We start from the raw sequence: 25,117 nt of genomic DNA, 5'->3' as shown, positions 1-25,117 counted from the left end.
CAAGATACGCCGGGGGGCCACCGAAGGCAAGAAAAAGTAGGGGCTGCTTTTTTTGAACTCGAAAAAAAGTGAATCCTGGCTTTACTTTTGGCGTAAAAAAAGCATAATTGGGTGCGAAAATGATTGGACAAACCATTTCCCACTATAAAATTGTTGAAAAATTGGGCGAAGGCGGGATGGGCATCGTTTACCGCGCCCACGACACCAAGCTGGATCGAGACGTGGCCCTGAAGTTTTTGCCCCCCCATCTGGCCACCGACCCACTGGAAAAGGAACGCTTCCTGCGGGAAGCCCGGACCGCCTCCGCTTTGAATCATCCCAACATCGCCACCGTTTTTGAAATAGATGAATACTACGATCAGATTTTCTTGGCGATGGAGCTGGTGGAAGGGAAATCGCTCAAGGAGCTGGTCAAGTCCGAGACGTTGCCCATTAAAAAAGTTTTGGACATTGCCGTTCAGGTGTGCGAGGGGCTGACGGCGGCGGCGGAAAAAGGGGTTGTCCACCGGGACATCAAATCGGACAACATACTTTTGACCCCTAAAAACCAAATAAAAATAATGGACTTCGGGCTGGCCAAATTCAAAGGAGCCGGACAGCTGACACAAGCTGGCTCCACGGTTGGGACGGCGGCCTACATGTCGCCGGAACAAGCCGCCGGTGAGGATGTGGATCACCGCTCGGACATCTTTTCCTTTGGTGTGGTTTTGTACGAACTTTTGACCGGCAAGCTCCCTTTCCGGGGGGAACATGCGGGGGGCCTGGCCTACTCGATTCTGAACGAAGAACCACCGCCCCTGGCCCGTTTTAACGACAAGGCGACGCCCGAGCTGCAGCGCGTCGTCTCCAAAGCGCTGGCCAAAGACAGAAGCGAGCGTTACCAGCATATCGACGACATGGCCGCCGACTTGCGGCGGGAGCGGAAAGCCCTGGAATATGCCAAAGCACCGGTGGTGCCCCATCCGGAGGCCATTCATAAACCAAAGAAAAACATTCTTAAGATTTTAGTTCCCACTTCGGCCGCAGCCCTTTTGGCTCTCCTGTTTTTCATTTTTAATCCGTTCAAGGTCGAAGTCTCCCGCCAGCAAACGGAAGCTGGCGGTTCGCAGAATTCCTTGGCCGTGATGTATTTTGAAAACATCCCCGACCCGGAGGATAAGGATCATACCGGCGAGATGCTGGTCAATTTACTAATTACGTCGCTTTCGCAAGTACCCGGGCTGGAAGTCATCAGCCGGGAGCGGCTGTATGACATTCAAACGGAACTGGGAAACGCAAGGGAGGAACGGATAACCCCGTCGCTGGCGACCCAAATCGCCCAGCGGGCGGGAGTCAAAACGATGTTGCTGGGGAGCATATTGCAAAAAGAGCCCCAATTGGCAGTGACTTCCCGTCTGATTGACGTAAAATCGGGTAAGATATTGAATTCCCAAAGAATAACGGGATTTTCAACGGCCCAGATGTTCCCGATGGTGGACAGCTTAGCCGCGCTGGTCCGAAGCGGGCTGAATGTTTCTCCGGCGCCCGCGGCGGAAACCAAATCAGTAGCGGAAGTGACCACCAGCTCGCCGGAAGCGTACCGTTCCTATCTCGAAGCAACAGAACTTGCCAAGAAATTTTATTATTCCGAGGCCGATGCCGCTATCAAACGGGCCATAGAGTTAGACAGCAATTTTGCTATGGCTTATTTTGGACTGGCTCAATCCCGGGGCAGCTTTGGTGACAATGTCGGTCTAAGGAAGGCCCTGCAGAAAGCCTGGCAGTTGAGAAAAAACGTCACGGAAAAAGAGCGTTTGCAAATCGAAGCGGCCTATGCCTCGGATGTCGAGAACAACTTTGCCAAAAGGACGAAAATACTGGAAGAGCTTTTGCAAAAATATCCCCACGAACAGGATATTTATCAAGAAGCGGGCGGCATGTACCAAAGATTGTTTGACTTTGAAAAGGCCGAGCAAATTTACCGGGCGGGATTGAAAAACGATTCCCTGGATAAAGCTCTATGGAACTCCTTGGCTTATCTATATGCCGGGTTGGGCAAGCGAACGGAAGCGATGGAGGCGGTCGGCCGGTATTTGCGAATAGCCCCGGGGGAACCGAACCCGTACGACAGCAAAGGGGAAATTCACTTTGTTTTTGGCGAAATCGACTCCGCCTTATACTGGTATCGGAAGGCCGTTTCCTTCCGCACCGATTTTGTCACGATCGAAAAGCTGGGGTTTGACGCCGTTCGGCAGGGAAACTATGCCGAGGCGGAAAAATATTTTCAGCAGTTTAGCTCCACACCGGACAAGGCCCAAAAGGCCTGGGCGGAGGGGGACTTTGTGCTTATCACCGTCCATCGCGGACAGCTCAAACAAGCGCAGAAGCAGCTTTTGGAACTATTATCCTCCTTCCAGGCGCAGAAACTTCCGGAGCCCGCCAACGAGACGCATTATGCCCTGGCCACCTTGGCGGCTGAAACGGGAGATTATGCGGCCATGTTGAAATATGCCAAAAAGCGTGCGGCGGAGCGGAAAGAGGAAAATCCGACCGGCTTTATGCATTGGAGAGATGTTTTGGCTTTGGCCTATGTAAAAAATGGTGACTCCAAGGCGGCCTACAAGATTATGGAAGATCTCAAAAAGGACCTCCCCAAAAACCAGCGGCGTTGGCAGCCGAGTTATGATTATCTTTCGGGGGTTTTGGCGTTTGAGGAAGGGAAATATGCACTTGCGGTGGAGCAGTTCCAGAAAGCCCTAAAACCCCTTTTCCCAATGGGAGCCCCCCAATACCCTTATGCTGTGTGTCTGTTGAAAACCGGTCGTCTCCGGGAAGCAATTGCCGAATTTGAACGAATGACTTGGTGGACGTTTATTTCCACAGACAACCTAAACTTTAATTTTCTTCCAGTTACGGGACATTGGTCGGTAACTTCGGTTAAAGCTCATTATTGGCTGGGGGTGGCCTACGAGCAAAAAGGGGACAAGGAACGGGCTCGCAAGGAATACGAAACGTTTCTGGAAATCTGGAAGGATGCGGACTTCAATTCGCCGGAAATCGCCGACGCCAAAGTGCGGCTGGAACGGTTGAAGGGGAAAGCATAACCCCCCGCAGGGTCGTATGGCCATACGCCCCTGCAAATAATCAAGGAATATTAATCTCAATCCCTTCGGTTTCAAACCGCGCCCGGACGAAAACCGTGTCCTGATAAAAGAAGGCCGGTTCGGGGAACCGGAAGGGGGCCAGCGACCCACTCTCCCGTTTGCGGTCGCCGTTTTCATCCACAAAGCCGGAAAGAAAGTATTTCCCGGACAACATCGGTATCGAAAAAGAGGAATCCTCGACCGCCTCCGTCCTGCTCCAACCCGAGCGCACTTCGCGAAATTCCAGATAAATCCGTCCCGCCGCCTTTCCAATAATCCCTCCGCTCACCGTTCCAAGCGAATCCGGAAAATAGGTGCGAAAGAAAAGTGAGGCCGAATCGGTGGAAAGATTCCCGGCACCATCTTTCACGGCTCCGGCGGGGAAGCTGAAGCGGTACCATTCTCCAGGGCGCAATTCCCGCTGGGGTGCAAAGGAATACGCGTTTGCCTGCGGCTGGGACCACGCCATCGGCACGGGGGTTCCTGAAGAATCGAACAATCCGGGCGCGTTCACCTCAAAATTGTGCCGAACCGGCTCGGAAAAATAAAATTTGAGCGTGTCTGAAAAACCTATTCGCTCCCGCCGGTTGGGCGGTTCGGAAAAAACAAGTTTAGGCGGAACCCCATCCTGCTTGGCGCCGATTAGAAACACCGCACTGTCGGCGCCTCCCCTTCCATAGCGGGCCGCCAGTGCCGGAAAACGGACGACCGCCTCCCGTTCCGCGGATGGAAAATCCCCGGCAACAAACAGCCGCTCCTTCTGGTTGGGGTTCAAAAAGACCGGACGGAGCGGAATCCGTTCAACCGGCGAACGAGTGATGACTGAAAATCCGGCCGCCGGCGTATCTGAAAAATCAAGCGGGCGGTTGAAAGTCAAAGCCAGAAGCCGGTCGGCGTTGAAGCGGGCATCCAAGAGTTCCAAAGCGGATGTATCCAACGGCGCAAGGGAAATTTGGACCGGGAAAGCCCCCTCCCCCACTTTGGAAGTCCGAACATCCCGGTGATACAACCCGGTTTTCTGCCCCAAAGAGGCCAGGATTCGGTAGCGTCCGGCCGGCAAAAAAGAAAACTTGAAAAGCCCCTCCTTGCCGCTGGAGGTCTGATAATCCGGCTTTTGCCAGTCCGCGGCGGCGGCCGTGTCGCTGAGGCGGTAGATTTTAACGGACGCTTGAAAAACCGGCGCCCCCTGGTCGAAAACCTGGCCGCCAATTTCGCCGGAGTCAATCGTTTCTCCGGTGGAAAAAGCGAAGCTTTGGGCCTGCGCCAGCGGATTGCCGCGCAAATCCCGGATGCCGGTTCCCAAGGTCACCACGTAGGTGACCCCCTTCTTCAAATACCGGTTCGGATGGACGCGGTAGGTTTTTCCCTTCAGCTCGTCGCGGAAGGAGTCGGGCAACTCCGGCGAGATGAATACGTTGGCGGCGAGCGTGGCCCGCGCCACCTTTTCCGAAAAAACGAACTCCAGGAAAGCGCCGCTGTCCACCCGGATGGAGCCGGACGGGGGGGAAGCGGAGACCACCTCCGGCGGCGCCTTATCCTCCGGCCCGCCGGGCGGGGCGCCGAACTTGGCGCAGCTTAAAAACAGAAGAAAAAAAAGGAGAAGTCCTCTCAACGGGAAAGCTTTTCCTTCAAAGCCTCGTTTTTCGGGTCCATCTCCGAGGCCCTGCGGTACTGCTCCCGGGCCGCCTCCTTTCTCCCCTGCGCCCAGTAAATATCCCCGAGATGCTCGAAGATGACCGCGTCCTTTTCGTTTTTATCCAGAGCTTTCTTGATGTATTGCTCCGCCTCTTTCAGTTTACCCATCCGGAAAAGCACCCAGCCATAGCTGTCCAAAAAAGCCCCGTTCTCCGGCTCGGCTTTGAGCGCGCGCTCAATCATTTTCTTGGCCTCCTCCAGATTTTCGTTCCGGTCGGCCCAGGTGTATCCCAGGTAATTCAACGCCTGGGCATGCTCCGGCTCCAAGGTCAACACCTTCCGGAAAACCGCAACGGAGGAGTCGACCCGGTTGGAACGCTCCAGGGCCGCCGCGTAGGCGAAAAGGAAATTGACGTTTCCCGGTTCCTCGGCAACCAGGCCGCCGAAAATTGCGCGGGCCGAATCGTTTTCCTTTTGCGCCGCGAACGCCTGCCCCCGCCAAAAGCGCAGATCCGGGCTTTTGGGGAACTTTTCAAGCCCCCGCCGGGCGGTCTCCAGGGTCTTTTCCGGTTTTTCCCAGGCAAGATAGGTCAAAGCCAGCCCCGTGAACCCCTGCGGTATCGTATCCGCCCGCTGGATGACCTTTTGGTACAGGCTCTCGGCCCGGGAATAATTTTTTTGCAGATAGGCGATGCGCGCCAGGTAAAAAAGCGGCACGTAGTCGGCCGAATCGTTCGCCAGCCGCACCAAAACGGACTCCGCCGAGGCATACGCCTCCATTTCGAAATACAAATCTCCCAAATGCAGCGCCACCCCCCGCTCGGTGGAGTCCCGATCCAAAAGCCGATGATAAACTTCCGCCGCCCGCATGGCCTCACCAGCCCGCTCCAAACTCTCCCCCAAAAGCAAATAGGCCCGCAGGTCGCTGGAATCGGACTCCAGAAAACTCTCCGCCTCGCGCGCCGCCTCGGCGTGTCGCCCGGCCCCCCAGAGCATCTGCACGAGCTGGTAGTAGTTGGAATAGGAGGGGGAAAGCTGGGACAGCCGCCGCTGGGCGCGAATCGCCGTGGCGGAATCCTTCATCTGTTCCGAAATGCGCGCCACGTACCACCAAGCCGAGGTGTTCCCGGAATCGAGGCTCAAAACCGACAAGTAGCGCTTCTTGGCCTCCCCCCAGTCGTTGGCGTTGCGCGCGCAGTCCGCCAAAAGCTGCTCCCGCTCCAAAGTCTTGATGGTCAGCTTCTCCCCCTCCCGCCGGGCCGAAACATAATCCCCGAGCGAATAGTAGCTTTGCGCCAAAGCCAGCCGGATTTCGTACGACTCCGGGTCGAATTCCAGCGCCCGGCGAAACTCTTCCGCAGCCCGGCGGAAATCCCCCGAATGGCGGTACAAATCCCCGTTGACGTAATGCTCGTACGCCTCCTGGCTGAAGACGATTTTGACGTTGGAGGGTTTTTCCACGCTTACCTTTCCCTTTTGCGAAGCGCATCCGGAAAGAAGAAAAACCGCAACGCCGGCCCAAAGCAGGGCCAGACGCTTCCGCCAAACCATTGGGTTCCCGAAAAACTTCATCCCTTTCCTTTTAATTTTTAAACCGAAACAGAGCAAAAGTCAAATCTTCCGCGCCAGAACCACCCGCTCGTATCCGAACAGGTCGGAAAAAATCTGCGGTTTTGCATAAAAACCGGTTTTTTTGATGAAACGCGCCACCATTTCGGCCTGGCGGTTCCCCACCTCAAACGCCAGAATTCCCCCCGGCCGCAGCCGGGGCGCCCCAAGCCGGGCAATTTCACGATGAAACCAGGTCCCTCCTTTATGGCTCTCGATGGCAAGGTTCGGTTCAAAACGGCGGACGGAGTCATCCAAAGACTCCATTTCGGAGGGGTCGATGTACGGGGGATTGGAAACAATCACGTCAAATTTTTCCTCCGTTCTAATCGGCTCCAAAACGTTCCCCAAAATAAATTGTACTCTTCCTGACAAGCCGAGCAGATGCGCATTCTTCGACGCCAAAAACAGGGCGTTTTTGGATATATCGGTCGCCACGGCAAAGGAATTCGGCAATTGGGAAAGCAAAGCCAAGGGGATGCAGCCCGAACCGGTGCCGATGTCAAGAATCGAAAAAGAATGATTGCGGCCGGCGGTAGAGTCAAGGGCTTTCAAGATTTCCGCTACCAAAACTTCCGTTTCCGGCCGGGGAATCAAAACCGCCGGGTTTATTTTTAAACGTAAGCCGTAAAACTCCGTCTCGCCGGTGACGTAAACCAAGGGCTTTCCGCACCGGCGCTCACGGACGACTTGCGCAACTTTCTCTTCCACCGCGGCGGGGACCGGCTGGGCCAGTTCCGCCGCCAATTGGGGGCTTTCCCGGCCGGTGGAGGAGGTCAGAATCCACCACGCCTCCTGTTCAAAGTTGGAAACTCCGAACCGTTCCAGCTCGGCGGATGTCTCCTTCAAAAGCTGCGCGTAGGTAATTGCAAAAGTTTTCTCGCGGGCGTACCTTTTCCCGTCAAACATTCGTATTCTTCAGCCGCTCTTCCTGTTCCTTGTTCCGCAGCGCCTCCACGATGGCGCCGATCTCCCCCTCCAAAATCCGGTCGAGGGAATGAAGCGTCAACCCGATGCGGTGGTCCGTCACCCGGTTTTGGGGAAAGTTGTAGGTGCGGATTTTTTCCGAGCGGTCGCCGGAGCCGACCATCGAGCGCCGGGCCGTGTCGATTTTTTCCTTTTGCTCGCTCTGGGCCCGGTCCAATAGCCGTGCCTGGAGCACTTTCATCGCCTTGGCCCGGTTCTTAATCTGCGAGCGCTCATCCTGGCAGCTTACCACCAAACCGGTCGGGATGTGCGTGATCCGCACGGCCGAGTCCGTGGTGTTCACTCCTTGTCCCCCCGGCCCCCCCGCCCGGAAGACATCGATGCGCAAATCGGCCGGATTGATTTGGATATCCACATCCTCCGCCTCCGGCAAAACCGCGACGGAAGCGGCCGAAGTGTGAATCCGGCCGGAGGCCTCCGTCGCCGGAACGCGCTGGACCCGGTGCACGCCGGACTCATGTTTTAACTTACCGAACGCCCCGTTTCCTTCGATGAGAAATACCACCTCCTTGAAGCCGCCCAGACCGGTCGGATGGGAGGACAGAAGCTCCACTTTCCACTTTTGCCGCTCGGCAAAACGCAGATACATCCGATACAGCTCGGAGGCAAACAGGGCTGCTTCCTCCCCGCCGGTGCCGGCCCGGATTTCCACGATTACGTTTTTCGTGTCGTTCGGGTCGCGCGGGGCCAAAAGCAGCTTCAATTCCTCCTCCAGCCGCTCCTTTTCCGGTTTCAGCTCCTCCAGCTCCGCCTTGGCCATCTCTGCCAGCTCCCGATCGGCGGCCCCCTTCAGCTTTTCATCCTCCTCGATTTGGGACAACACCTGTCGGTATCGGGCGGCCGCCTGCACGGTCTCCTCCAGCCCGGCCCGCTCCCGGGCGATTTTCTGCAGCCGGGGGGGCTCGGCCAGAACTGCCGGGTCGGACAAAAGCTCGGTCAGCTCTTTATATTTATTTTCAACTTTTTCCAAAAGCTCCAGCATATATCCTCAAAATATGAATTCGCCAACAAAATAGAAAGTCATTAAGCAAAAACGCCGAAAGGGTGAAAGAAGCTAAGAGGCGGCCGCCGGAACGGCTTCCGGCAAAGCCCCCCTGAGTGCGGCAATCGCCACTTCAATCTGGTCGTCGGAGGGGGGCTGGGTGGTGATTTTCTGCAGCCAGATGCCGGGGGCCACCACCGCCCGCCCCAGCCAGTTTTCCCGGATTTTGGCCGACCACTTCAAAACTTCGTAGCTTCCGCCGGCCACCAAAGGCAAAAGCAAAAGATGATAGCCGAACCGCTCCAAGACATTGGGGGGGATTCCGCTGACCAGAAGATAAACTGCGTCCGAAACGGAGTAGATGAAGATGGCCAAAAGCGCCACCAGAATGAGAAAAGAAGTCCCGCAGCGGGGGTGCATGGTCGGGTATTTGCGGATGGCAGAAACATCCAAAGGATCCCCTGCTTCAAAGGCGTAAATGGTCATATGCTCCGCGCCGTGGTACTGGAAAATCCGCTGAAAATCCTTGAAACGCGAAAGCACGAATAGATAGGCCAGAAAGATGGCCACGCGAAAGCCTCCCGCCAGAAAATTGAAAGCCACCGCGTTGCGCTGGATGCCAAACAGGTTGGAAAGCCAGATCGGAACGAAAAAGAAAAGCAGAACCCCCAACCCCAAAGCCATTACAGTGGTCAAACCGAGCATCCAGTCGGACTGCTTCTTGGCCGGCTTTGGTTCTTGCTCCGGTTTTTCCTTTCTCTTTTGCTCCTCCTCTGCGGCAATCGCCACTTCCGCGGAGAAATTCAAGCTTTTGGAGCCGATGTAAAGCATCTCAAAAAGCCCGATGACCCCCCGCACGATGGGGATGTTCAGCCACTTGATTCGCTTGACGATGGGCAGAAATTCCCGGTCGGTGGAAACAATCTGTCCGTCCGGCCGCCGTACGGCGGTGGCCACCTTGGCCCAGGAGCGGATCATCACTCCTTCGATGACCGCCTGTCCCCCCACGTTTTTTTCCGGGTTGGAGGAGGCGCAAAAGCAGAGAGGCATATTGGGAAACTTCAAACCGAAACCGGCGGAGGCGTGCAGAATCTAAGAGGCGGCCCGCTCGGACGCTTTCGGCTTATTTTCGACTTTCTTCTCGTAGCGCTGGCGGAATTTTTCCACCCGCCCCGCCGTGTCAATCAGCTTTTGCTTGCCGGTAAAAAACGGGTGGCAGTTTGAGCAGATTTCAACATGGATGTTTCGCACGGTCGAGCGGGTCTGGATGACGTTCCCGCAGGCGCAGGTGATGGTTGTGTCGTAATAGGCCGGATGTATCTTTTCTTTCATTGTAATAACTCCCTTCAGAATGGTTAGAATAGTCAAACGGGCCGAAAAACGCAAGCCGTACCCATTAACAATCGCCGGTTCCCGAATGTTCCGGATTACTTCAAACAAGGGGTGGGCAGTCCTTGGAAAACCGTCCGCAAAAGCCCGACAACATCCGCCGGAGTCAAGCTCCCGTCGCAGTTCAAATCCGCCATGCATACGGTCGAACCGCCGAACCCCAAAAACACCCGCTGCAGGTGCAAAACGACATCGGACGGCGTATAAACCCCGTCCTCGTTCATATCCCCCTGCATCGAAAGACAGGGGGCGAATTTGACCGCGATATAATCGTAGTTGCCGCCCGTGCCAAAACTTTCCCCCACGGCAAAAACGTATCCAGAGTCGTCCGCCTCCACGGTGCGGATGATATCGTTCCCCCCCGCCGATCCGCCGTAATGTTCGTTCCAGAGCTCCCGCCCGTCCGGGTGGTGCCTGAACGCGATAAAATCAAAATCCGTTCCATCCTGCACGCTCGGCCCTCCCCCGTAGATTCGTCCGGCCTTGTCAATGGCCGCGGCATAAGCGGCATCGGCGGAGTTGGCCGGCCCGTTGTATCTTTGGCACCAGACAGTGTCTCCGTTTGGAGTCAGCCGCATCGCGGCGAAGTCGGGTCCCGAACCCGCCCCCATGCTCTGCCCGGCCAACTGGGCAAAGCCGGAATCGTCCACCGCCAAAGAAAGGACCAAATCGGTTGAATTCCCCGGCCCGTTGTAACGAAAGTCCCACAAAAAATTGCCGGCAGAATCAAAAACCGCCAGCGCAAAATCCATCCCCGACCCGTTCCCCATGCTTGAGCCGGAAATTAGCGCCCGATTCTGCCGGTCGACGACCAGCGCCGTGGCCTCATCCGCCAGACCATCCGGCCCGTCGTAGTTTTGATTCCAGAGCGGATCCCCGTTAGGCGAATATTTTATGACGGCAAAATCAGCCGTGGAACCGCCGTAATTTACAGTACCCCCGACATAGACGTTTCCGGAACCATCAACGGCCAACCCCACAGATCCATCAATTCCAGTGTCGCCGAAACGTCGCACCCAAGCCGTGTCCCCATTGGGCAAAAATTTAAGCGTGACGAAATCGTTCTGGCTCGTTCCGGTGATGTAAATGTTGCCGCTTAAGTCCAAGGCAACCCCCCGGGCTTCTTCCGGTCCGTTCCCGGGAGCACCGTAAGTCCGCTGCCACAGAATCTGCCCGGCAGGCGAGTATTTCAAAAGCGAGATGTCAAGCCCCGTTGCCGAGCCGGTATAGCTTTGCCCGGCTACGTAGATATAGCCGGCCGTGTCGATGGCAAGGCCGGAAGCAAAATCATCCCCGTTCCCCGGCCCGTTGAACCGCCGGCTCCAGATGATATTCCCGGTCGAGCCGTACTTGACGGTTAGAAAGTCGAATCCCGTGCCCGTGCCCGCACCCGCGCTGTAGCCGGTGACCAGAAGATTGTCCTGCGCATCCAAAACGCACCCCTTGGGAAAATCATCCCCCCCGCCGTCAAATCGGGAGGTCCAGACCGTATCCTCCCGGTGATGGGCCGAAACCGTTCCGAAAGAGAGCAGGCCGACGGCAAAAACAAAAACCCAATAACTCTCAAAACGCAACCAAAACCTCCGCTTTTTAAGGCATCCCCTGCTATCAAGAAAGGGGGGAATTTTAGGCTGTCAATCGAAAATTGGGACGGATCAATCCTCGTGGCGGGTAAACGGCACAAACCGCACCGGCGCCCCCCGTTTTTTAATGACCCCCTCTTCCGTCCGGATGAACAAGTAGAGGTACTGCTCCCGTTCCGTCCCCAAAGGGGCCACCAGCCGCCCTCCCGTTTTCAACTGCGCCAAAAGCGGCGGCGGCAGCTCCTCCGCGCAGGCCGTGGCAATGATGGCGTCAAACGGCGCCATCTCCGGCCAGCCGTTGAATCCGTCGGAAATTTTTATCCAGACGTTTTTGTAGCCGAGCGAAATGAGCAGTTCCGCGGCCCGTTTCCCCAGCTCCGGCACGATCTCGAGCGAATAAACCTCCCCGGCCAGTTCCGCCAGAATCGCCGTCTGGTATCCGGAGCCGGTGCCGACTTCAAGGACGCGGTCTTTGGGGGAAAGATTTAATAGCTCTGTCATCACCGCCACGATGTAGGGCTGCGAAATGGTCTGCTCCAAGCCGATGGGCAGCGGCTCATCGCCGTACGATTCCTCGGCATATTCCTCCGGCACGAAAAGATGCCTTGGAATTTTCCGCATCGCCGCCAAAACCCGCTGGTCCTTGACCCCTCTTGCTTCAATTTGCCGGGCTACCATTTGTTCACGGATTTTCAAAAACCGGTCTTCTTTGACGGCCATTTGCCCTCAATATACAAAAAACCCGCAGGTGTTGCGTCAGGAGTTGTTCCGGTCGCCAATGCAAAAACCCCTTGCCCAAAAATTTTTTTCGCATACTTTTGCGCCCGTGGAGCTGGCATTTTTGAAGGGGCGGGAAATTCTGGACTCCCGCGGCAATCCGACCTTGGAAGTTCTTGCCGGCACCGCTGATGGCGTCATCTCCTCCGCCTCCGTCCCTTCGGGAGCCTCAACCGGCACCCACGAAGCATTGGAACTTCGCGACAAGGATCCCAAACGCTTCCGCGGCATGGGTGTCAAAAAAGCCATCGAAAACGTGGAACGTCAGATTGCCCCCGCCTTTCTGAAAAGCCAGCCGGACATTTTCAATCAGGGGAGCGTCGACGGCTTTCTTTGCGAGCTGGACGGCACCGAAAACAAGGGCAAGTTAGGGGCCAACGCCATTCTGGGCGTCTCCATCGCCTGCGCCCGCCTCGCCGCCCGCAGTTTGATGCAGCCCCTCTACCAGTATCTGGGCGGCGTTTACGCCTCGTTGCTCCCCGTGCCGATGATGAACATTTTGAACGGCGGCCGCCACGCCGATTCGAATGTCGACTTGCAGGAGTTTATGGTCGCCCCCGTCGGAACGCCGAATTTCCGCGAGGCCTTGCGAATGGGTTCGGAAATTTTGTGGGCCTTGAAGGCCGTGCTGAAGGAAAAAAACCTTTCCACCGGTGTGGGTGATGAAGGGGGCTTTGCCCCCAATTTGCGCTCCAACCGCGAGGCACTGGACTTGATTTCCGGGGCGGTCAAAAAAGCGGGTTACAATCTGGGCGAAGACGTTTTATTCGCTCTGGACCCCGCCGCCAGCGAGTTTTTCGACGCCGGCAAAAATCGCTACGTTTTGAAAGGGGAGAAAAAAGAGCTTTCCCCGGAGGAGATGGTGGCGTATTATGTGGACCTGTGCAAAAGCTATCCCATTTACTCCATTGAGGACGGCATGGCGGAAGATGACTGGGACGGCTGGAATTTGTTGACCGAGCGGCTGGGGAAAAAAGTGCAGCTCGTCGGCGACGATTTGTTCGTCACCAACCCCAAGCGATTGTCACTGGGAATTCAACGCAAAGTCGCCAACGCCGTTTTAATCAAACCGAACCAGATTGGCACGCTTTCGGAGACCTTTCAATGCGTGCAGGCCGCGCGGGACGCCGGCTACGCCTCCGTGATTTCCCACCGCTCCGGCGAAACGGCCGATAACTATATCGCCGATTTGGCCGTCGCCTGGCAGACCGGACAAATCAAAACCGGCGCCCCCTGCCGTGGCGAGCGGGTATCGAAGTACAACCGCCTTTTGGCCATCGAGGACGAATTGAGAGGACAAGCCCGCTGGGCCGGGCCCAAGATTCTGGAAAACTACCGGAGCAAAAATGTATAAGCCGCGCGAAAAGGAAAGTTCCTTTGTCAGCCGGATTCGCGACCGCGCCTTGGGTTCCAGAAAATCCTTCCGCTTATTTCTCTGGATGGCCGGCTCCATTGTTCTCCTTTACCTTTTCGCCACCGGCAACTTCGGTTTTCTGCGCATTCTCTCCCTCTACGAAAAACGGGAGAATCTGATTCGCGAAAACCGCTATCTGACCGTGGTGCAGGCCGATTTGGAATGGCGCAAGCGGGAGCTCGCCAAAAACCCGGCACTGGTGGAAAAAGTGGCCCGCGAAAAGCTCGGCTTGGCCAAAAAAGGGGAGATTCTGTACAAGATAATCCCCCCCAAGGACTCCCCCCCGAAGTTTGAAGACGGGGCTTATGCCCCTGTGCAAAACTAACGCCGTCATTCTGGGCGGCCGCCGCTTCGGCGACTCCTCCAAAATCATCTCCGCCTACACCAGCGAGTTCGGCAAAGTGCATTTGCTGGCCAAAGGCGCCCTCGCCCCCAAAAGCAAATTCCTTTCCGCCTTGGAAACTTTTTCCGAAAGCGAACTGGTCTTTTATCACAAGACGACGACCGAATTGCATCTGCTTTCCCAGGCCACGCTCCTGAAATCCCACCTGCGCTTGGCGGACAAAGCCGAAATTTTCCCCTTCGCCGCCGCCGCTTGCGAAATAACGGATGAATGGATTAAAGGCGAAGAGCAAAACCCCGCCTACTTTCAGCTTCTGACCGGCTTTCTCAACCGCTTGGAAACTTCTACGTCAACTCAATCGCCGTTCTTATTCTGGCTTTTCGTCTATTACGGCGCTTCCATCCTCGGTTTCCGCCCCAATCTGGAGGCCTGCTTCCGTTGTGGGAAGAAAGAGAACAGGAAGTCCTATCTCTTCCATCCCGAAAAAGGGGGCCTGGTCTGCGCCGAAGACGCCCGCGAAAGCGAACGCTATTTAAAACTCTCCGCTGAACTGAAGATTTTAGCCCAAACGCTTGCCCATTCCGACTTCGAAAAATCTTCTCAACTCGAAGTCCCCCCCAAACTGGTCAAAGAGCTGTCCGAGTTCTTGAAGGATTTCCTCTTGGTGCAGGGGGTCTGGAAACAACTGCCGGCAAGCTTGGCCCTGGGTTAAAGCATTAAAAATTCTTGACTCGCCTTGAAGGGGTGTTATTTTAACAAAAGCGAAAGGAGTATCTGAAGGCATAGTTAACGAATTTAAGCAGCTTTCCAAAACGCACGATAAACCGTGCAGAAGGAGGTTAACATGCTTCAGACCGGCAAAAAAACCGCAAGCGCTTTCGCTCTTTTCCTCGCTTTCGTTCTTTTCCTCATCGTTCAAGATTTAAAAGCCCAGGAACTTCCCTCCTACCTGCGCGACCGCGGTCCCGGTGTTTCCACCTCGATGTTCGGCACCTATTTGCAAAAAGGGGAATGGCTCGTCTATCCGTTCTACGAGTTTTATGCCGATGAAAACCTCGAGTACAAGCCGAGCGAATTGGGCTACGGGCTGGGAACCGACTACCGCGGACGCTACCGCGCCTCCGAAGGGCTTCTTTTCGTCGGCTACGGCATCACGCCCGACCTCGTGATGGAGTTGGAAGCCGCCGTCATCGGCGCCCAGCTCACCAAATCCGCCAACGACACTTCCGCCATGCCCTCCGAGGTGGAGGAATCCGGCCTGGGGGACGTGGAAGGGCAAATCCGCTGGCGTTTCTTGCGCGAAAATGAAAGCCGCCCGGAATTTTTCACCTACTTCGAAACGGTTTTTCCTTTGCAGAAAAGTCGAAACTTGATAGGCACGAGCGACTGGGAGTTCAAGCTGGGGGCCGGGTTCATCCGGGGATTTGGCTGGGGAACAATCACCTTCCGGGCCGCGGCGGAATACAACCGCGCCGAGCGGAAATTTGAGGCCGGGGAATACGCCCTCGAATACTTGCGGCGTTTATCGCCGGGCTGGCGGGTCGTCGGGGCCATTGAAGGAAACCAGTTGGACGAGGTGACCTTCATCACCGAAGCCCAGTGGCACTTCCACCCCCGCTACTATCTCAAATTGAACAACGGCTGGGGACTGACCACCAACGCCACCGACTTCGCCCCGGAAGTGGGTGTTATGCTTGCGTTCTAACGGAACCGCTTTGCAATGAATCTCTGGGTAATGCTCTATGCCGATTGAGCATCGCATCCTCCATCACCTCCGGCTGGTGGCCGCCCGGGGGGTTGGAATGGTCTCCGCCGAGGATCTCTTCGATTACCAGCGGGAGGTTTGGTCAAGCTCGGATGTCGTTGGTTACAACGAACTCGTGGATATGACCCAAACGAAGGGGATTGTTTCTCCTTCACCCGACAGGATGCGGGAACTGGCCGCGCTTTCCGCTTCTATGGATACTCCTCCCACCTGGACGCGCTTTGCCATTGTGGCCACGCAGGATTTGGCCTTTGCCTTGGGGGAACTGTACGAGGCCTACCGGCGGCTGGAACCCCGCAGCACCAAGGACGTGGCCGTCTTCCGCACAATGAGCGAGGCGCTCGCCTTTTTGGGCATCGAAGGCAAACTCGAATTCTGGCCCGCCGCCAAAGCCGACACTTCCAAGTAAACTGTCCCGGTCAAAGAACGGCCGGGGAGTTTGGCACTTACTAAGTTTGCCTAAGTGACTAAAAGGCAAATCAGTTCAATTCATATTTGATCTTTGAAGATATTCTCAAAATAAGTTCTTTAATCTCATCTATATTGGATGGGTCTTCTTCGGCTTGATGTACCAGCAATTCAGATATGGACTCTGCAATATGGATAACAGCATAGAATACCCTATCCTTAGTAGCGTGAAAAGCTGGAAAATCTGTATTAGTGAAAATTTCAATTACTTTACCGGGATCATACTTCCATTTTTTCCAACTTTCCTCTTCTCCAAGATGGGCAAACTGATGCTCAAATTCCACGTTCTTGCCTTTAATTCTAACAACATGCCTTTTCTTTTTGTGAGTCTCGGTCGGAGTTCTGTCTTTCTCAGATTTTGGTTTTTCCTCTGGCGTTGTTGACGTGTCTTCTTTTTCATTACGCTGCTCGACATCAATCTGCTCAATGTCTTGAGATTTTTCATCACGGCGAATTTTTAATCCCTCAAACTTGGAAGTGTAAGTGTGGAATTCCTTGGAATTCACCGCTTCAGATATATTTTCCTTCCATATATTAATTTCTTCTATGATATCCTTCGTAACTTTCTCTTCTCCAGCTTTTTGTCGAGCTAACTTAACAATCTCCCTAAATTCTTTCTTTAAAGCTTCCTCTACCTCACGGTATTCTGGGGATTCTTTTTCAAACTCTCTCTTTGTTGTTGTAACAGGAACGTGGTCCATATGTATTTCACCTACTATCCTTGCAATTGTGGGATGTTCTCCAATACCAATCTTATCAAAAGCGGTTATCATCCTGCCTCGACGAAAGGTACTAAACCCGTACCAACCTTTTTGTGACCCTTGCTTTAAAAGGCCATACCATCCTCTAACGATATTCCCGGATTTTAACTCAATTTCAAAATTAGTTTTCTGGTCATCAATTAATTCAACCTTCTCTGGAATGCACTTTTTCTTGTTAACAATTATCTCCACATCGTGATTATTGATATATGGCGCAAACCTTCTCTGAAGGTCAGATCTGATATAATTTGCAAGGTTAGGATGAAACTTTCTTAATTTTGAAATTTTAACCACTGTATAATGATCGCCGTTCCCTGTTTCTGTTTCCTTAAGAGGAATTTCCCAATCTTTTGGATTGTTAGCCCAATCTGTTGAATCATAATCGATCGTAAATTCTCGCTCCTCGTTAAAAGGCTTTGTGGTAACCGAAAATTGATCGCCAAGGTTCAGACATGCAACTTTCATCCCAAGTCCAAACTCACCGAGTTTTCCCTTCTTTTCGGAGTGTGCAAGAACTAAAGCTTTTGTAATATGTTTTTCGTCCATTCCAGATGCGTTATCGGCTATGATTATTGAATCTTTTTCAATATGTATAGCGATTTTCAATTTTTGCCCTTCGAGCATTGCGTCAATTGAATTATCAACTAATTCGGCTATGGCTTGTGGAATGGAGTACCCAGCAAACCCCATCTTTGGTAAAAGACTTTTGTCGGGCGTGATATCAATTAGTCTCGTTTTCATCCTGCTCCTCCGTTGCAAATAGACCTTCAAATTTTTTCGGAATGCCGGTAGTGTCGGAAATGTTTACATCCTTTGCCGCCTGTTCAGCGCTATCCGAGAAACTGGTTTCCGATAACCCTTCTGACGCTCTGATCATTTTTTTCAGGCAATCCAAAAATTTAGCCGTGTACTCTATGGGAAGACGAATCCCTTTCTTAGTCCATCCTGTGTACTGCTTACTTTTTTGCCATTCTCTGATATCAATCCCAAAAGTTCCTTTATAAATTGAAGCCTGTATGACTAAATCTGAAAAATTGTTTTTAGTTAACCTGAGAAGCTCTTCATCACCAAGAGAGTCTTTTCTCTTTTCTGCTTTCTCTAAGGATTCAATAATCTTCGGAAGAAATTCTGGAGGAAACTTTATGCCAGCTCTTGTGGGGCCCGTATACCTATCGCTTTTCGAGAATTTTCTAATATTTGCCCATACTTTACCCTTGTAGAAATCGTGGTAAAATAAGATTTCAGTCGCTGGAGTAACCTCCCAAACAGCTGCAACCCTTTCGCTGTAAACTTTCATAATCGGGATGTTCTTTTCCGTGCCCTTTCGGGTAAAAGGTAGCGGAAGATGCTCTGGAAGTCAAGCTTTCATACCCACCACGTCCCACCAATTACCCATTGCCCCCGCCTCAACTTTTTGGTATTTTACGGGCTTGCCTTAAAGACCCGTTAACGGGTCGGGGAGCACATACCGGTGATAGAGACCATCCGAATTCAGGGCGCCAGAGAGCATAACTTAAAGAACATTTCGCTGGAAATCCCTCGCGATAAGCTGGTAGTGTTCACGGGGTTATCCGGGTCGGGCAAGTCCAGCTTGGCGTTCGACACCATCTACGCCGAAGGCCAGCGCCGCTATGTGGAATCCCTCTCCGCCTACGCCCGCCAGTTCTTGGGGCTGATGGAAAAGCCGGATGTCGATTTAATCGACGGCCTCTCCCCGGCCATCTCGATTGAGCAGCGAAGCTCGGCCAAAAACCCCCGCTCCACGGTCGGCACGGTCACCGAAATTTACGATTATTTGCGGCTCCTTTTCTCCCGCATCGGCATCCCCCACTGCTACAAATGCGGCCGGAAAATCTCCAAGCAGACCACCGACCAGATTGTGGATAGGGTTCTGGAATTTCCCAAAGGGGCCAAAATTCAGGTGCTCGCCCCGCTCGTTTCCGGCCGCAAAGGGGAGCATCGCGAAGTGCTGGAGGAGGCCAAAAAGAAGGGGTTCATCCGCGCCCGTGTGGATGGGAAAGTGACGGAGATTTCCGACGAAATCAAGCTCGACAAAAAGAAAAAGCACTCCATCGAAATCGTAGTGGACCGACTAATGGTGGAATCGAAGATTCAAAAGCGGCTGGCCGATTCGCTGGAAACGGCCTTGAAATTGGGCTCCGGCGTGGTCATCGTGAACGAGATTGGCAAGGAAGACCATCTCTTTTCCCAAAACTACGCCTGCGTCTATTGCGGCATCTCGTACGAGGAGCCGACGCCGCGTCTCTTTTCCTTCAACTCCCCCTTCGGCGCCTGCCCGGAATGCGACGGGCTGGGGTCGAAAATGGAAATCGACCCGGATTTGGTGGTGCCCGACCCCAAACGCTCCATCAACGCCGGCGCGATTGCCCCGTGGGGCATCAATTTGGGGGGCTGGTTCCAGTTTATGGTCAAAGGAGTTCTGGAACACTACGGGCTAAACGCCAACACCCCGTTTTACAAACTGCCGGAGGAAGTGCAAAAAGTCCTGCTCCACGGCTCCGGCGCCAAGGAGATGAAGTTTCAATACGAGCATTCCGAAGGGCGCGGCAAGGGGGAATACCTGTCCAACTTCGAGGGGATAATTCCCCAATTGGAGCGCCGCTACCGCCAGACCGAATCGGAAGGGGTGCGCAACTGGATAGAACAGTTTATGACCGTCCGTCCCTGCCCCAAATGCGAAGGCACCCGCTTGAAAAAAGAAGCCCTCTCGGTCAAGATTGCGGGCTGCTCCATACGGGATGTAACCGCCCTTTCCGTCAAGGCCGTCGCCGCCTTTTTCAACAACCTCTCCATGACCAAAAAAGAACAGATTATTGCCAGGCAAATCATCAAGGAAATCCGCGAACGCTTAACGTTTTTGGTCAACGTCGGGCTGGATTATCTCACACTCGACCGGAGCGCCTCCTCCCTTTCCGGCGGCGAAGCCCAGCGCATCCGCCTGGCGACCCAAATCGGTTCGCGGCTGATGGGCGTCCTCTACATTCTGGACGAGCCCTCCATCGGTCTGCACCAGCGGGATAACAAAAAGCTTTTGCGCACGCTGACCGATTTGCGCGACATCGGCAACACCGTGATTGTGGTGGAGCACGACCGCGAAACGATAGAAATGGCCGACTGGGTGGTGGACTTGGGCCCCGGCGCGGGCAAGGACGGCGGCGAGGTGGTGGCCCAGGGAACGCCGGAGGGAATTGCCAAAGCGAGCCGCTCCATAACCGGGCAGTATCTTTCCGGCAAAAGATTTATTCCCATTCCCCCTCGAAGACGCAACGGCAACGGACAGTGCATCTATCTATTCGGCGCTTCCGGCAACAATCTGAAAAATATCGAAGTCAAATTTCCGCTCGGAGTTTTCATCGCCGTCACAGGCGTCTCCGGCTCCGGGAAATCCACGCTGGTGAACGAAACCCTGTACCGGATTTTGTCGCAGGAATTCTACGGCTCAAAAACGCCTCCTTTGCGCTACGAAAAAATCGAAGGGCTAAATCGCATCGATAAAGTCATCGATATTGACCAGTCCCCCATAGGCCGCACGCCCCGCTCGAACCCCGCCACCTACACCGGCGTTTTCACCTACATCCGCGACCTTTTCGCTCAATTGCCGGAAGCGAAGATGCGCGGCTACGCCCCCGGAAGATTTTCCTTCAACGTCGCCGGCGGCCGCTGCGAGGCCTGTGAGGGGGACGGCATCATCAAAATCGAAATGCATTTCCTGCCGGATGTGTACGTCCCCTGCGAGGTTTGCAAGGGCGCCCGCTACAACCGCGAGACCCTCGAAGTCAAATACAAAGGGAAATCGATTGCGGAAGTGCTCGATATGACCGTCGCCGACGCCTTGGAATTTTTCGAAAACATTCCCCGCATTCGCAAGAAACTGCAGACGCTGGCTGACGTCGGCCTAAGCTACATTCATCTCGGCCAGCAGGCCACGACTTTGTCCGGCGGCGAAGCCCAGCGGGTGAAGTTGTCAACGGAGTTGTCGAAGACGGCGACGGGAAATACTTTTTACATTCTGGACGAACCCACTACCGGCCTGCATTTCGAGGATATCAAGATGCTCTTGGGGGTCTTGAACGCCCTCGTGGAGCGCGGCAACACGGTGTTGGTCATCGAGCATAATCTCGACGTCATCAAAACCGCCGATTACATCATCGACTTGGGCCCGGAAGGCGGGGATGCGGGAGGAAAAGTGGTGGCCTCCGGCACGCCGGAACAAGTCGCCGCCGTCCGCGAATCCTACACCGGCCAGTTTCTGCGCAAAACCCTTAGCGATTAATTTTTTCTTTTTGTCATTCTGAGCAAAGCGAAGAATCTGGGCGGTGTGGTGCGGGTCTTTCAATCGTCAATGATTCAATTCTATGATACCGAAACCTCCCCCGAAATCGCCCGGTAACTCCCGGACTTCGTCTCCAAAAGCAAAGCCCCATCCTCCGCCAGCCCGGCCACCTTGCCGGTGATGATCTCCTTGCCAGCCGCCAGCTTCACCTTCTGCCCCAAAAGCGCCATCCGCCGTTCAATCTCCTTGATGAACGGCCCAATGCCCGCTTTTTTGAATTGCAGATAAAAATGCTCGAATTCCTTCAAAAACAAGGCCAGAATCTCCGCCCGCAGCCATTTTTCTTTGGTTTCAATCGCCAGCGAAGTCGCTTTGGCTTTTAAACCGGACGGAAAGTCGCTTTTGGCTTGGTTCACGTTTAACCCCACGCCAACGATGACAAAATTTACTCTATCCAGCTCGGACGAAAGCTCGGTCAAAATTCCCGCCACCTTTTTCCCCGCTATCTGGCAGTCGTTCGGCCATTTGATTTTCGCCTCGATGCGGCAGTGACTCTGAATCGCCTGCGATAGCGCCAAAGCCGTCAAAAGCGAAATCCCTGCCGCTTCCGAAGGGGCAACCTCCGGCCGCAGAACGAGCGAAAACCAAAGCCCCACCCGCGGCGGCGAATGCCAGCTCCGCCCCAGCCGTCCCCTTCCCGCCGTCTGCCGGTCGGCTACAACGAGCGTCCCCTCCGGCGCTCCCTGCTCCGCCAATTGCCAAGCTGTGTTGTTGGTTGAGCCGATGGACTGGTAACTGTGAATCTTCTGCCCCAAAATTTTGGTGGAGAGGTAATGCCGGATGGCAAAATCATTGACAAAATCCCCCACCTCGACGAGTTGCAGTTGCCCATCGGCCTCTTTGACTTTGTATCCCCACCCTCCCAACAGTTCAATTAGCTGTCTAAGTTGCGCAGTGGAAACCGCAAGCCGTTTTTCAGCGTCATCGAGCACGACCCCACCCCCAATCTGGTCTCCCAAAAGTGACAAAAACCGGTCGGCCAGCTCGATTTGGTCTTTTCTTATCACTTGACGATTTTCAAACTGAAATCGAGCGCGGGAGCCGAATGCGTCAACGCCCCGGCAGAAATGTAATCAACTCCGGTATGTGCAACCCGCCTCACGGTGGCCATCTCAATATTGCCGGACGCTTCCAGCCGAACTTTTGTCTTATGCTTTTTCTCCCACCCCCGCGCTCTCTTCACCGCCTCTGCTATTTCCAAAAGAGAAAAATTATCCAGCATCAAAAACCTTGCTCCCGCCTTCAACGCCGCCAGCATCTCCCTTTGGTTTTTCACCTCGATTTCAAAAAGCGGCTTGGTCTTCAAATCATTCTCCCAGCCGGGAAAATTCTTTTTCAAATACGCCAAGCCCTTCTTCACCGCATTGGCAACCGAACCGCTTTGCGTCAAATGATTTTCCTTCACCAGAATTTGATCAAACAGCCCCAAGCGGTGATTTTTCCCTCCACCGATGCGCACGGAATACTTCTCCCATTCCCGCAGCCCCGGCAAGGTCTTGCGCGTATCCAAAATCTTCACTCCCGTCCCCTGCAGCGCATAAACAAACTGCGCCGTCAACGTGGCGATACCTGAAAGATGGGAGAGCGTATTCAAGGCCGCCCGCTCCGCCGCCAAAAGTACCGTGGCCGGCCCGCTCACCTCCGCCGCTTTCATTCCGCGTTCCACCCGTCCCCCTTCTTTGACATACCAGCGAATCTTACACCCGCTTTCGAAGTACTCAAAAAATGCCTCAAACAGTTTCTGCCCCGCCAAAACCCCGCGTTCTTTCGCCCAGAGAATCGCTTTGGCCTTTTTGCCGGAAATCCCCAGCGCCTTGGCGGTTAAATCCCCCTCCCCCAAATCCTCCGCGAGGACTCGCGCCACAAATTCGTAATCAATCTTCGGAATCACGTCATTCCCGTTTTATCCTCGGCCGCGGCATCTCAAAAATATCCCGCGTCTTGGTGTAGCGCGGCCCGGACATCCGCCCGATGGCCAAAAGTTTCCGCACGTCCACTTCTCCATCCGCCCACAGTTCGTCTTGGATGTGAAACAAAAGAACTTCCCCCAAAGTCAGATACGAAGCATACGGCGATTCCCCCACTTTGGACATCTCCACCAGCCGGCACTCCATCGAAATCGGCGACTCCGCCACCCGCGGCGGCGTTATCAAAGTGGAAGGCATCGGCGTCAGCCCGGCCATCTTGAACTCATCCACCTCCGGCGGATAATCTCCCGATGCGATGTTCATCTTCTCCGCAATCTCCTCCGTCACGATGTTCACCGTAAACTGCGCCGTATCCTGAATGTTGTTCGCTGTGTCCTTCGGCCCACTAGGCCGCTCGATGATGGAAACCGCAATCGTCGGCGGCCGCGAGCACACCCCCATAAAGTAGGAAAACGGCGCCAGGTTCAAAACCCCGCTTTTGCTCACGGTGGAAATAAACGCAATCGGCCGCGGCACGATGGCGCTTATCATCAGCCGGTAAATCTCCCCCACCTCTTTCCCCTTCGGGTCTATCTGCATTTTCTCTTCCTCGTTATATTTGGATTAATGAAAATCGAGCCGGGCCTGTCGGATGTCAAGGCAAATTCCGCGCGGGTGAAAACGCTCGCCTTGGAATCCGGCTTCGCCAAAACCGGCATCGCGGCGCCGGAAGTTGACACCGAAACCAAAGCCCGCTTTTCCGAATGGCTGTCAAAAAACTACCACGCCGATATGCGCTGGCTGGAGGAGAACGCCGAAAAGCGTCTGGAGCCGAAGCTGGTGATGCCCGCCGTCCGTTCCATCCTCTCCCTCGCGCTGGTTTACAACACCCCGCACAAACACTCAAACGGGAAGTCCAAAGGCAAAATCTCCCGCTACGCCTGGGGCCGGGATTACCATCTCGTCATTGAAGAGAAACTGAAAAAGCTGATTGCTAAACTGCAATCCGAATTCCCCGGTTCGGCTTGGAAGGGCTGGGTGGATACCGGCCCGACGATGGACAAATACTGGGCGGCGAAATCCGGCATCGGCTGGCAGGGAAAACATACCAACATTTTGACCAAACCCTTGGGCTCCTACTTTTTTTTGGCCACCCTCTTCACCGATTTGGAATTGGAACCAGACGCTCCCGCCCGCGATATGTGCGGCAAATGCACCCGCTGTATCGAGGCCTGCCCCACGCAGGCCATAGTGGAGCCGTATTTGCTGGACGCCAACCGCTGTCTTTCCTACTGGACCATCGAATATCGCGGCCCAAAAATCACGGACGAAATTGCGGAGAACATGAACGGCTGGCTCTTCGGCTGCGACATCTGTCAGGAGGTCTGTCCCTACAACAAAATCCCTGTCTTCACTTCCGAAGAAGATTTCCTCCCCTATTTTGCCGAAACGGAATTAAATTTGGGAACCGTGGCCCAAATGACTCAAACCGAATTTTCGCGGCGCTTTTCCAAAAGCGCCGTCAAACGAACCAAGCATGCCGGCCTCATTCGCAACGCCAAAACACTGCAAACAGTCCAAAAGTCAATTCCAGGCCGCTTGAGTGCGGAATCTCAGTGCAACCCCGGAGACCCGTGCTAAAAAAAAGATTGGGAATGTTAATCTCAGTTATGATTTTTGCGGCCTTACTCTCTTGCACCGCCGTGATTCACGAGAGCAACCTTTTTCACCCGAAACGAAAAAAGATGGATTGGGGGGTTAAGGGCCGTGAAAATGTGACAATCATAGCAGGCGATTCGACTTTGCTGCGGGGGTGGCTTTTCACTTTGCCGCAGTCCGCTCAATCTATTATCTATTTTTACGGCAACGACGAGACGGTTTTCGACAACAAGGAGCGGCTTTCCTGGCTGCAAACCCAGTTCAAAGCCGAGGTGCTGGCGGTGGACTATCGGGGATATGGGTTCAGTGAAGGGACTCCAAGCATTGACGCGCTTCTGGCGGACGGGTTGCGTGTTTACGACT

The 25,117-nt window shown here is 54.3% G+C and carries 22 protein-coding genes; 9 read left to right on the top strand and 13 right to left on the bottom strand.

The features are described from left to right. The first annotated feature begins 119 nt into the window (after positions 1–119). Positions 120–3,083, top strand: coding sequence for a protein kinase (locus VNL73_08700; protein HXF49484.1), 2,964 nt, complete (start codon positions 120–122; stop codon positions 3,081–3,083). A 40-nt stretch (positions 3,084–3,123) separates the two neighbouring features. On the opposite strand, the gene VNL73_08695 is transcribed toward VNL73_08700, so the two are convergent. From VNL73_08695 to VNL73_08660, 8 genes are all read right to left on the bottom strand, one after another. Next, positions 3,124–4,734, bottom strand: coding sequence for an Ig-like domain-containing protein (locus tag VNL73_08695; GenBank protein ID HXF49483.1), 1,611 nt, complete (start codon positions 4,732–4,734; stop codon positions 3,124–3,126). Beyond that, entirely contained in the window at positions 4,731–6,329 is a 1,599-nt protein-coding gene (locus VNL73_08690) for a tetratricopeptide repeat protein (protein ID HXF49482.1), read from the bottom strand. Before VNL73_08690 ends, VNL73_08695 begins: the two co-directional genes overlap by 4 nt. A 39-nt stretch (positions 6,330–6,368) precedes the next feature. Further along, complete coding sequence (gene prmC, locus VNL73_08685; protein ID HXF49481.1) at positions 6,369–7,274, bottom strand: peptide chain release factor N(5)-glutamine methyltransferase; 906 nt, start codon at positions 7,272–7,274, stop codon at positions 6,369–6,371. After that, a complete protein-coding gene (prfA, locus tag VNL73_08680) occupies positions 7,267–8,334 on the bottom strand; it encodes a peptide chain release factor 1 (protein HXF49480.1) in 1,068 nt (355 codons plus the stop codon). Before prfA ends, prmC begins: the two co-directional genes overlap by 8 nt. Positions 8,335–8,406: 72 nt before the next feature. After that, positions 8,407–9,384 (bottom strand): DUF1385 domain-containing protein, encoded by a 978-nt coding sequence (locus VNL73_08675; GenBank protein HXF49479.1) that lies wholly within the window; start codon positions 9,382–9,384, stop codon positions 8,407–8,409. Between the two features lie 42 nt (positions 9,385–9,426). Then, positions 9,427–9,666, bottom strand: coding sequence for a 50S ribosomal protein L31 (gene rpmE / locus VNL73_08670; protein HXF49478.1), 240 nt, complete (start codon positions 9,664–9,666; stop codon positions 9,427–9,429). Between the two features lie 95 nt (positions 9,667–9,761). Next, positions 9,762–11,297, bottom strand: a complete 1,536-nt coding sequence (locus VNL73_08665) for an SBBP repeat-containing protein (GenBank protein ID HXF49477.1) — start codon at positions 11,295–11,297, stop codon at positions 9,762–9,764. 81 nt (positions 11,298–11,378) lie between these two features. Beyond that, entirely contained in the window at positions 11,379–12,026 is a 648-nt protein-coding gene (locus VNL73_08660; protein HXF49476.1) for a protein-L-isoaspartate(D-aspartate) O-methyltransferase, read from the bottom strand. 58 nt (positions 12,027–12,084) lie between these two features. Here VNL73_08660 and eno point away from each other — a divergent pair, with 58 nt between their 5' ends. The 5 genes from eno to VNL73_08635 all read left to right on the top strand — a co-directional run bounded on the left by eno (position 12,085) and on the right by VNL73_08635 (position 16,014). After that, positions 12,085–13,437, top strand: coding sequence for a phosphopyruvate hydratase (gene eno, locus VNL73_08655; protein HXF49475.1), 1,353 nt, complete (start codon positions 12,085–12,087; stop codon positions 13,435–13,437). Then, positions 13,430–13,822 (top strand): septum formation initiator family protein, encoded by a 393-nt coding sequence (locus VNL73_08650; GenBank protein HXF49474.1) that lies wholly within the window; start codon positions 13,430–13,432, stop codon positions 13,820–13,822. Before eno ends, VNL73_08650 begins: the two co-directional genes overlap by 8 nt. Then, positions 13,803–14,552 (top strand): DNA repair protein RecO, encoded by a 750-nt coding sequence (gene recO, locus VNL73_08645; protein HXF49473.1) that lies wholly within the window; start codon positions 13,803–13,805, stop codon positions 14,550–14,552. Before VNL73_08650 ends, recO begins: the two co-directional genes overlap by 20 nt. A 132-nt stretch (positions 14,553–14,684) precedes the next feature. Next, the gene (locus VNL73_08640; GenBank protein ID HXF49472.1) at positions 14,685–15,545 is read left to right on the top strand and encodes a hypothetical protein; all 861 of its coding nucleotides are present in this window, start codon (positions 14,685–14,687) and stop codon (positions 15,543–15,545) included. Positions 15,546–15,582: 37 nt separating this feature from the next. Beyond that, complete coding sequence (locus VNL73_08635) at positions 15,583–16,014, top strand: hypothetical protein (GenBank protein ID HXF49471.1); 432 nt, start codon at positions 15,583–15,585, stop codon at positions 16,012–16,014. Positions 16,015–16,084: 70 nt separating this feature from the next. Here the strand turns inward: VNL73_08635 and VNL73_08630 are convergent, their stop codons facing one another. Further along, positions 16,085–17,575 (bottom strand): ATP-binding protein, encoded by a 1,491-nt coding sequence (locus VNL73_08630; protein HXF49470.1) that lies wholly within the window; start codon positions 17,573–17,575, stop codon positions 16,085–16,087. Beyond that, positions 17,556–18,131 carry a hypothetical protein gene (locus VNL73_08625; GenBank protein HXF49469.1) on the bottom strand — a complete coding sequence of 192 codons (576 nt, stop codon included), beginning with the start codon at positions 18,129–18,131 and terminating at the stop codon, positions 17,556–17,558. Before VNL73_08625 ends, VNL73_08630 begins: the two co-directional genes overlap by 20 nt. A gap of 177 nt (positions 18,132–18,308) precedes the next feature. Here VNL73_08625 and uvrA point away from each other — a divergent pair, with 177 nt between their 5' ends. Continuing rightward, positions 18,309–21,128: an excinuclease ABC subunit UvrA gene (uvrA, locus tag VNL73_08620; GenBank protein ID HXF49468.1), complete on the top strand. Its 2,820-nt coding sequence runs from the start codon at positions 18,309–18,311 to the stop codon at positions 21,126–21,128. 80 nt (positions 21,129–21,208) lie between these two features. On the opposite strand, the gene VNL73_08615 is transcribed toward uvrA, so the two are convergent. From VNL73_08615 to VNL73_08605, 3 genes are read right to left on the bottom strand one after another with little or no spacing between them, the layout of a single operon-like run. Then, a complete protein-coding gene (locus VNL73_08615) occupies positions 21,209–22,195 on the bottom strand; it encodes a biotin--[acetyl-CoA-carboxylase] ligase (protein ID HXF49467.1) in 987 nt (328 codons plus the stop codon). Then, positions 22,192–23,079, bottom strand: a complete 888-nt coding sequence (gene nadC, locus VNL73_08610) for a carboxylating nicotinate-nucleotide diphosphorylase (GenBank protein ID HXF49466.1) — start codon at positions 23,077–23,079, stop codon at positions 22,192–22,194. Before nadC ends, VNL73_08615 begins: the two co-directional genes overlap by 4 nt. A gap of 1 nt (position 23,080) precedes the next feature. After that, positions 23,081–23,695: a flavin reductase family protein gene (locus VNL73_08605; GenBank protein ID HXF49465.1), complete on the bottom strand. Its 615-nt coding sequence runs from the start codon at positions 23,693–23,695 to the stop codon at positions 23,081–23,083. A gap of 27 nt (positions 23,696–23,722) precedes the next feature. On the opposite strand from VNL73_08605, the gene queG reads away from it, so the two are divergent. Further along, positions 23,723–24,736 (top strand): tRNA epoxyqueuosine(34) reductase QueG, encoded by a 1,014-nt coding sequence (gene queG / locus VNL73_08600; GenBank protein HXF49464.1) that lies wholly within the window; start codon positions 23,723–23,725, stop codon positions 24,734–24,736. A 134-nt stretch (positions 24,737–24,870) separates the two neighbouring features. Continuing rightward, positions 24,871–25,117 (top strand): alpha/beta hydrolase (locus VNL73_08595; GenBank protein ID HXF49463.1); only part of this gene is annotated, 247 nt, incomplete at its 3' end.

This window comes from Verrucomicrobiia bacterium (assembly GCA_035574275.1).
Lineage (GTDB): Bacteria > Zixibacteria > MSB-5A5 > DSPP01 > DSPP01 > DSPP01.
Note: the sequence above shows the minus strand (reverse complement) of the source record. Positions and strands in the feature narration are given on the sequence as shown.

Coding starts and splice junctions, on each gene's coding strand:
- VNL73_08700 (HXF49484.1), top strand. CDS start 120: ATGATTGGACAAACCATTTCCCACTATAAAATTGTTGAAAAATTGGGC.
- queG (HXF49464.1), top strand. CDS start 23,723: ATGAAAATCGAGCCGGGCCTGTCGGATGTCAAGGCAAATTCCGCGCGG.
- VNL73_08635 (HXF49471.1), top strand. CDS start 15,583: ATGCCGATTGAGCATCGCATCCTCCATCACCTCCGGCTGGTGGCCGCC.
- prfA (HXF49480.1), bottom strand. CDS start 8,334: ATGCTGGAGCTTTTGGAAAAAGTTGAAAATAAATATAAAGAGCTGACC.
- VNL73_08630 (HXF49470.1), bottom strand. CDS start 17,575: ATGAAAACGAGACTAATTGATATCACGCCCGACAAAAGTCTTTTACCA.
- eno (HXF49475.1), top strand. CDS start 12,085: ATGCAAAAACCCCTTGCCCAAAAATTTTTTTCGCATACTTTTGCGCCC.
- prmC (HXF49481.1), bottom strand. CDS start 7,274: ATGTTTGACGGGAAAAGGTACGCCCGCGAGAAAACTTTTGCAATTACC.
- VNL73_08690 (HXF49482.1), bottom strand. CDS start 6,329: ATGAAGTTTTTCGGGAACCCAATGGTTTGGCGGAAGCGTCTGGCCCTG.
- VNL73_08640 (HXF49472.1), top strand. CDS start 14,685: ATGCTTCAGACCGGCAAAAAAACCGCAAGCGCTTTCGCTCTTTTCCTC.
- VNL73_08605 (HXF49465.1), bottom strand. CDS start 23,695: ATGCAGATAGACCCGAAGGGGAAAGAGGTGGGGGAGATTTACCGGCTG.
- recO (HXF49473.1), top strand. CDS start 13,803: ATGCCCCTGTGCAAAACTAACGCCGTCATTCTGGGCGGCCGCCGCTTC.
- VNL73_08650 (HXF49474.1), top strand. CDS start 13,430: ATGTATAAGCCGCGCGAAAAGGAAAGTTCCTTTGTCAGCCGGATTCGC.
- rpmE (HXF49478.1), bottom strand. CDS start 9,666: ATGAAAGAAAAGATACATCCGGCCTATTACGACACAACCATCACCTGC.
- VNL73_08675 (HXF49479.1), bottom strand. CDS start 9,384: ATGCCTCTCTGCTTTTGCGCCTCCTCCAACCCGGAAAAAAACGTGGGG.
- VNL73_08625 (HXF49469.1), bottom strand. CDS start 18,131: ATGAAAGTTTACAGCGAAAGGGTTGCAGCTGTTTGGGAGGTTACTCCA.
- VNL73_08660 (HXF49476.1), bottom strand. CDS start 12,026: ATGGCCGTCAAAGAAGACCGGTTTTTGAAAATCCGTGAACAAATGGTA.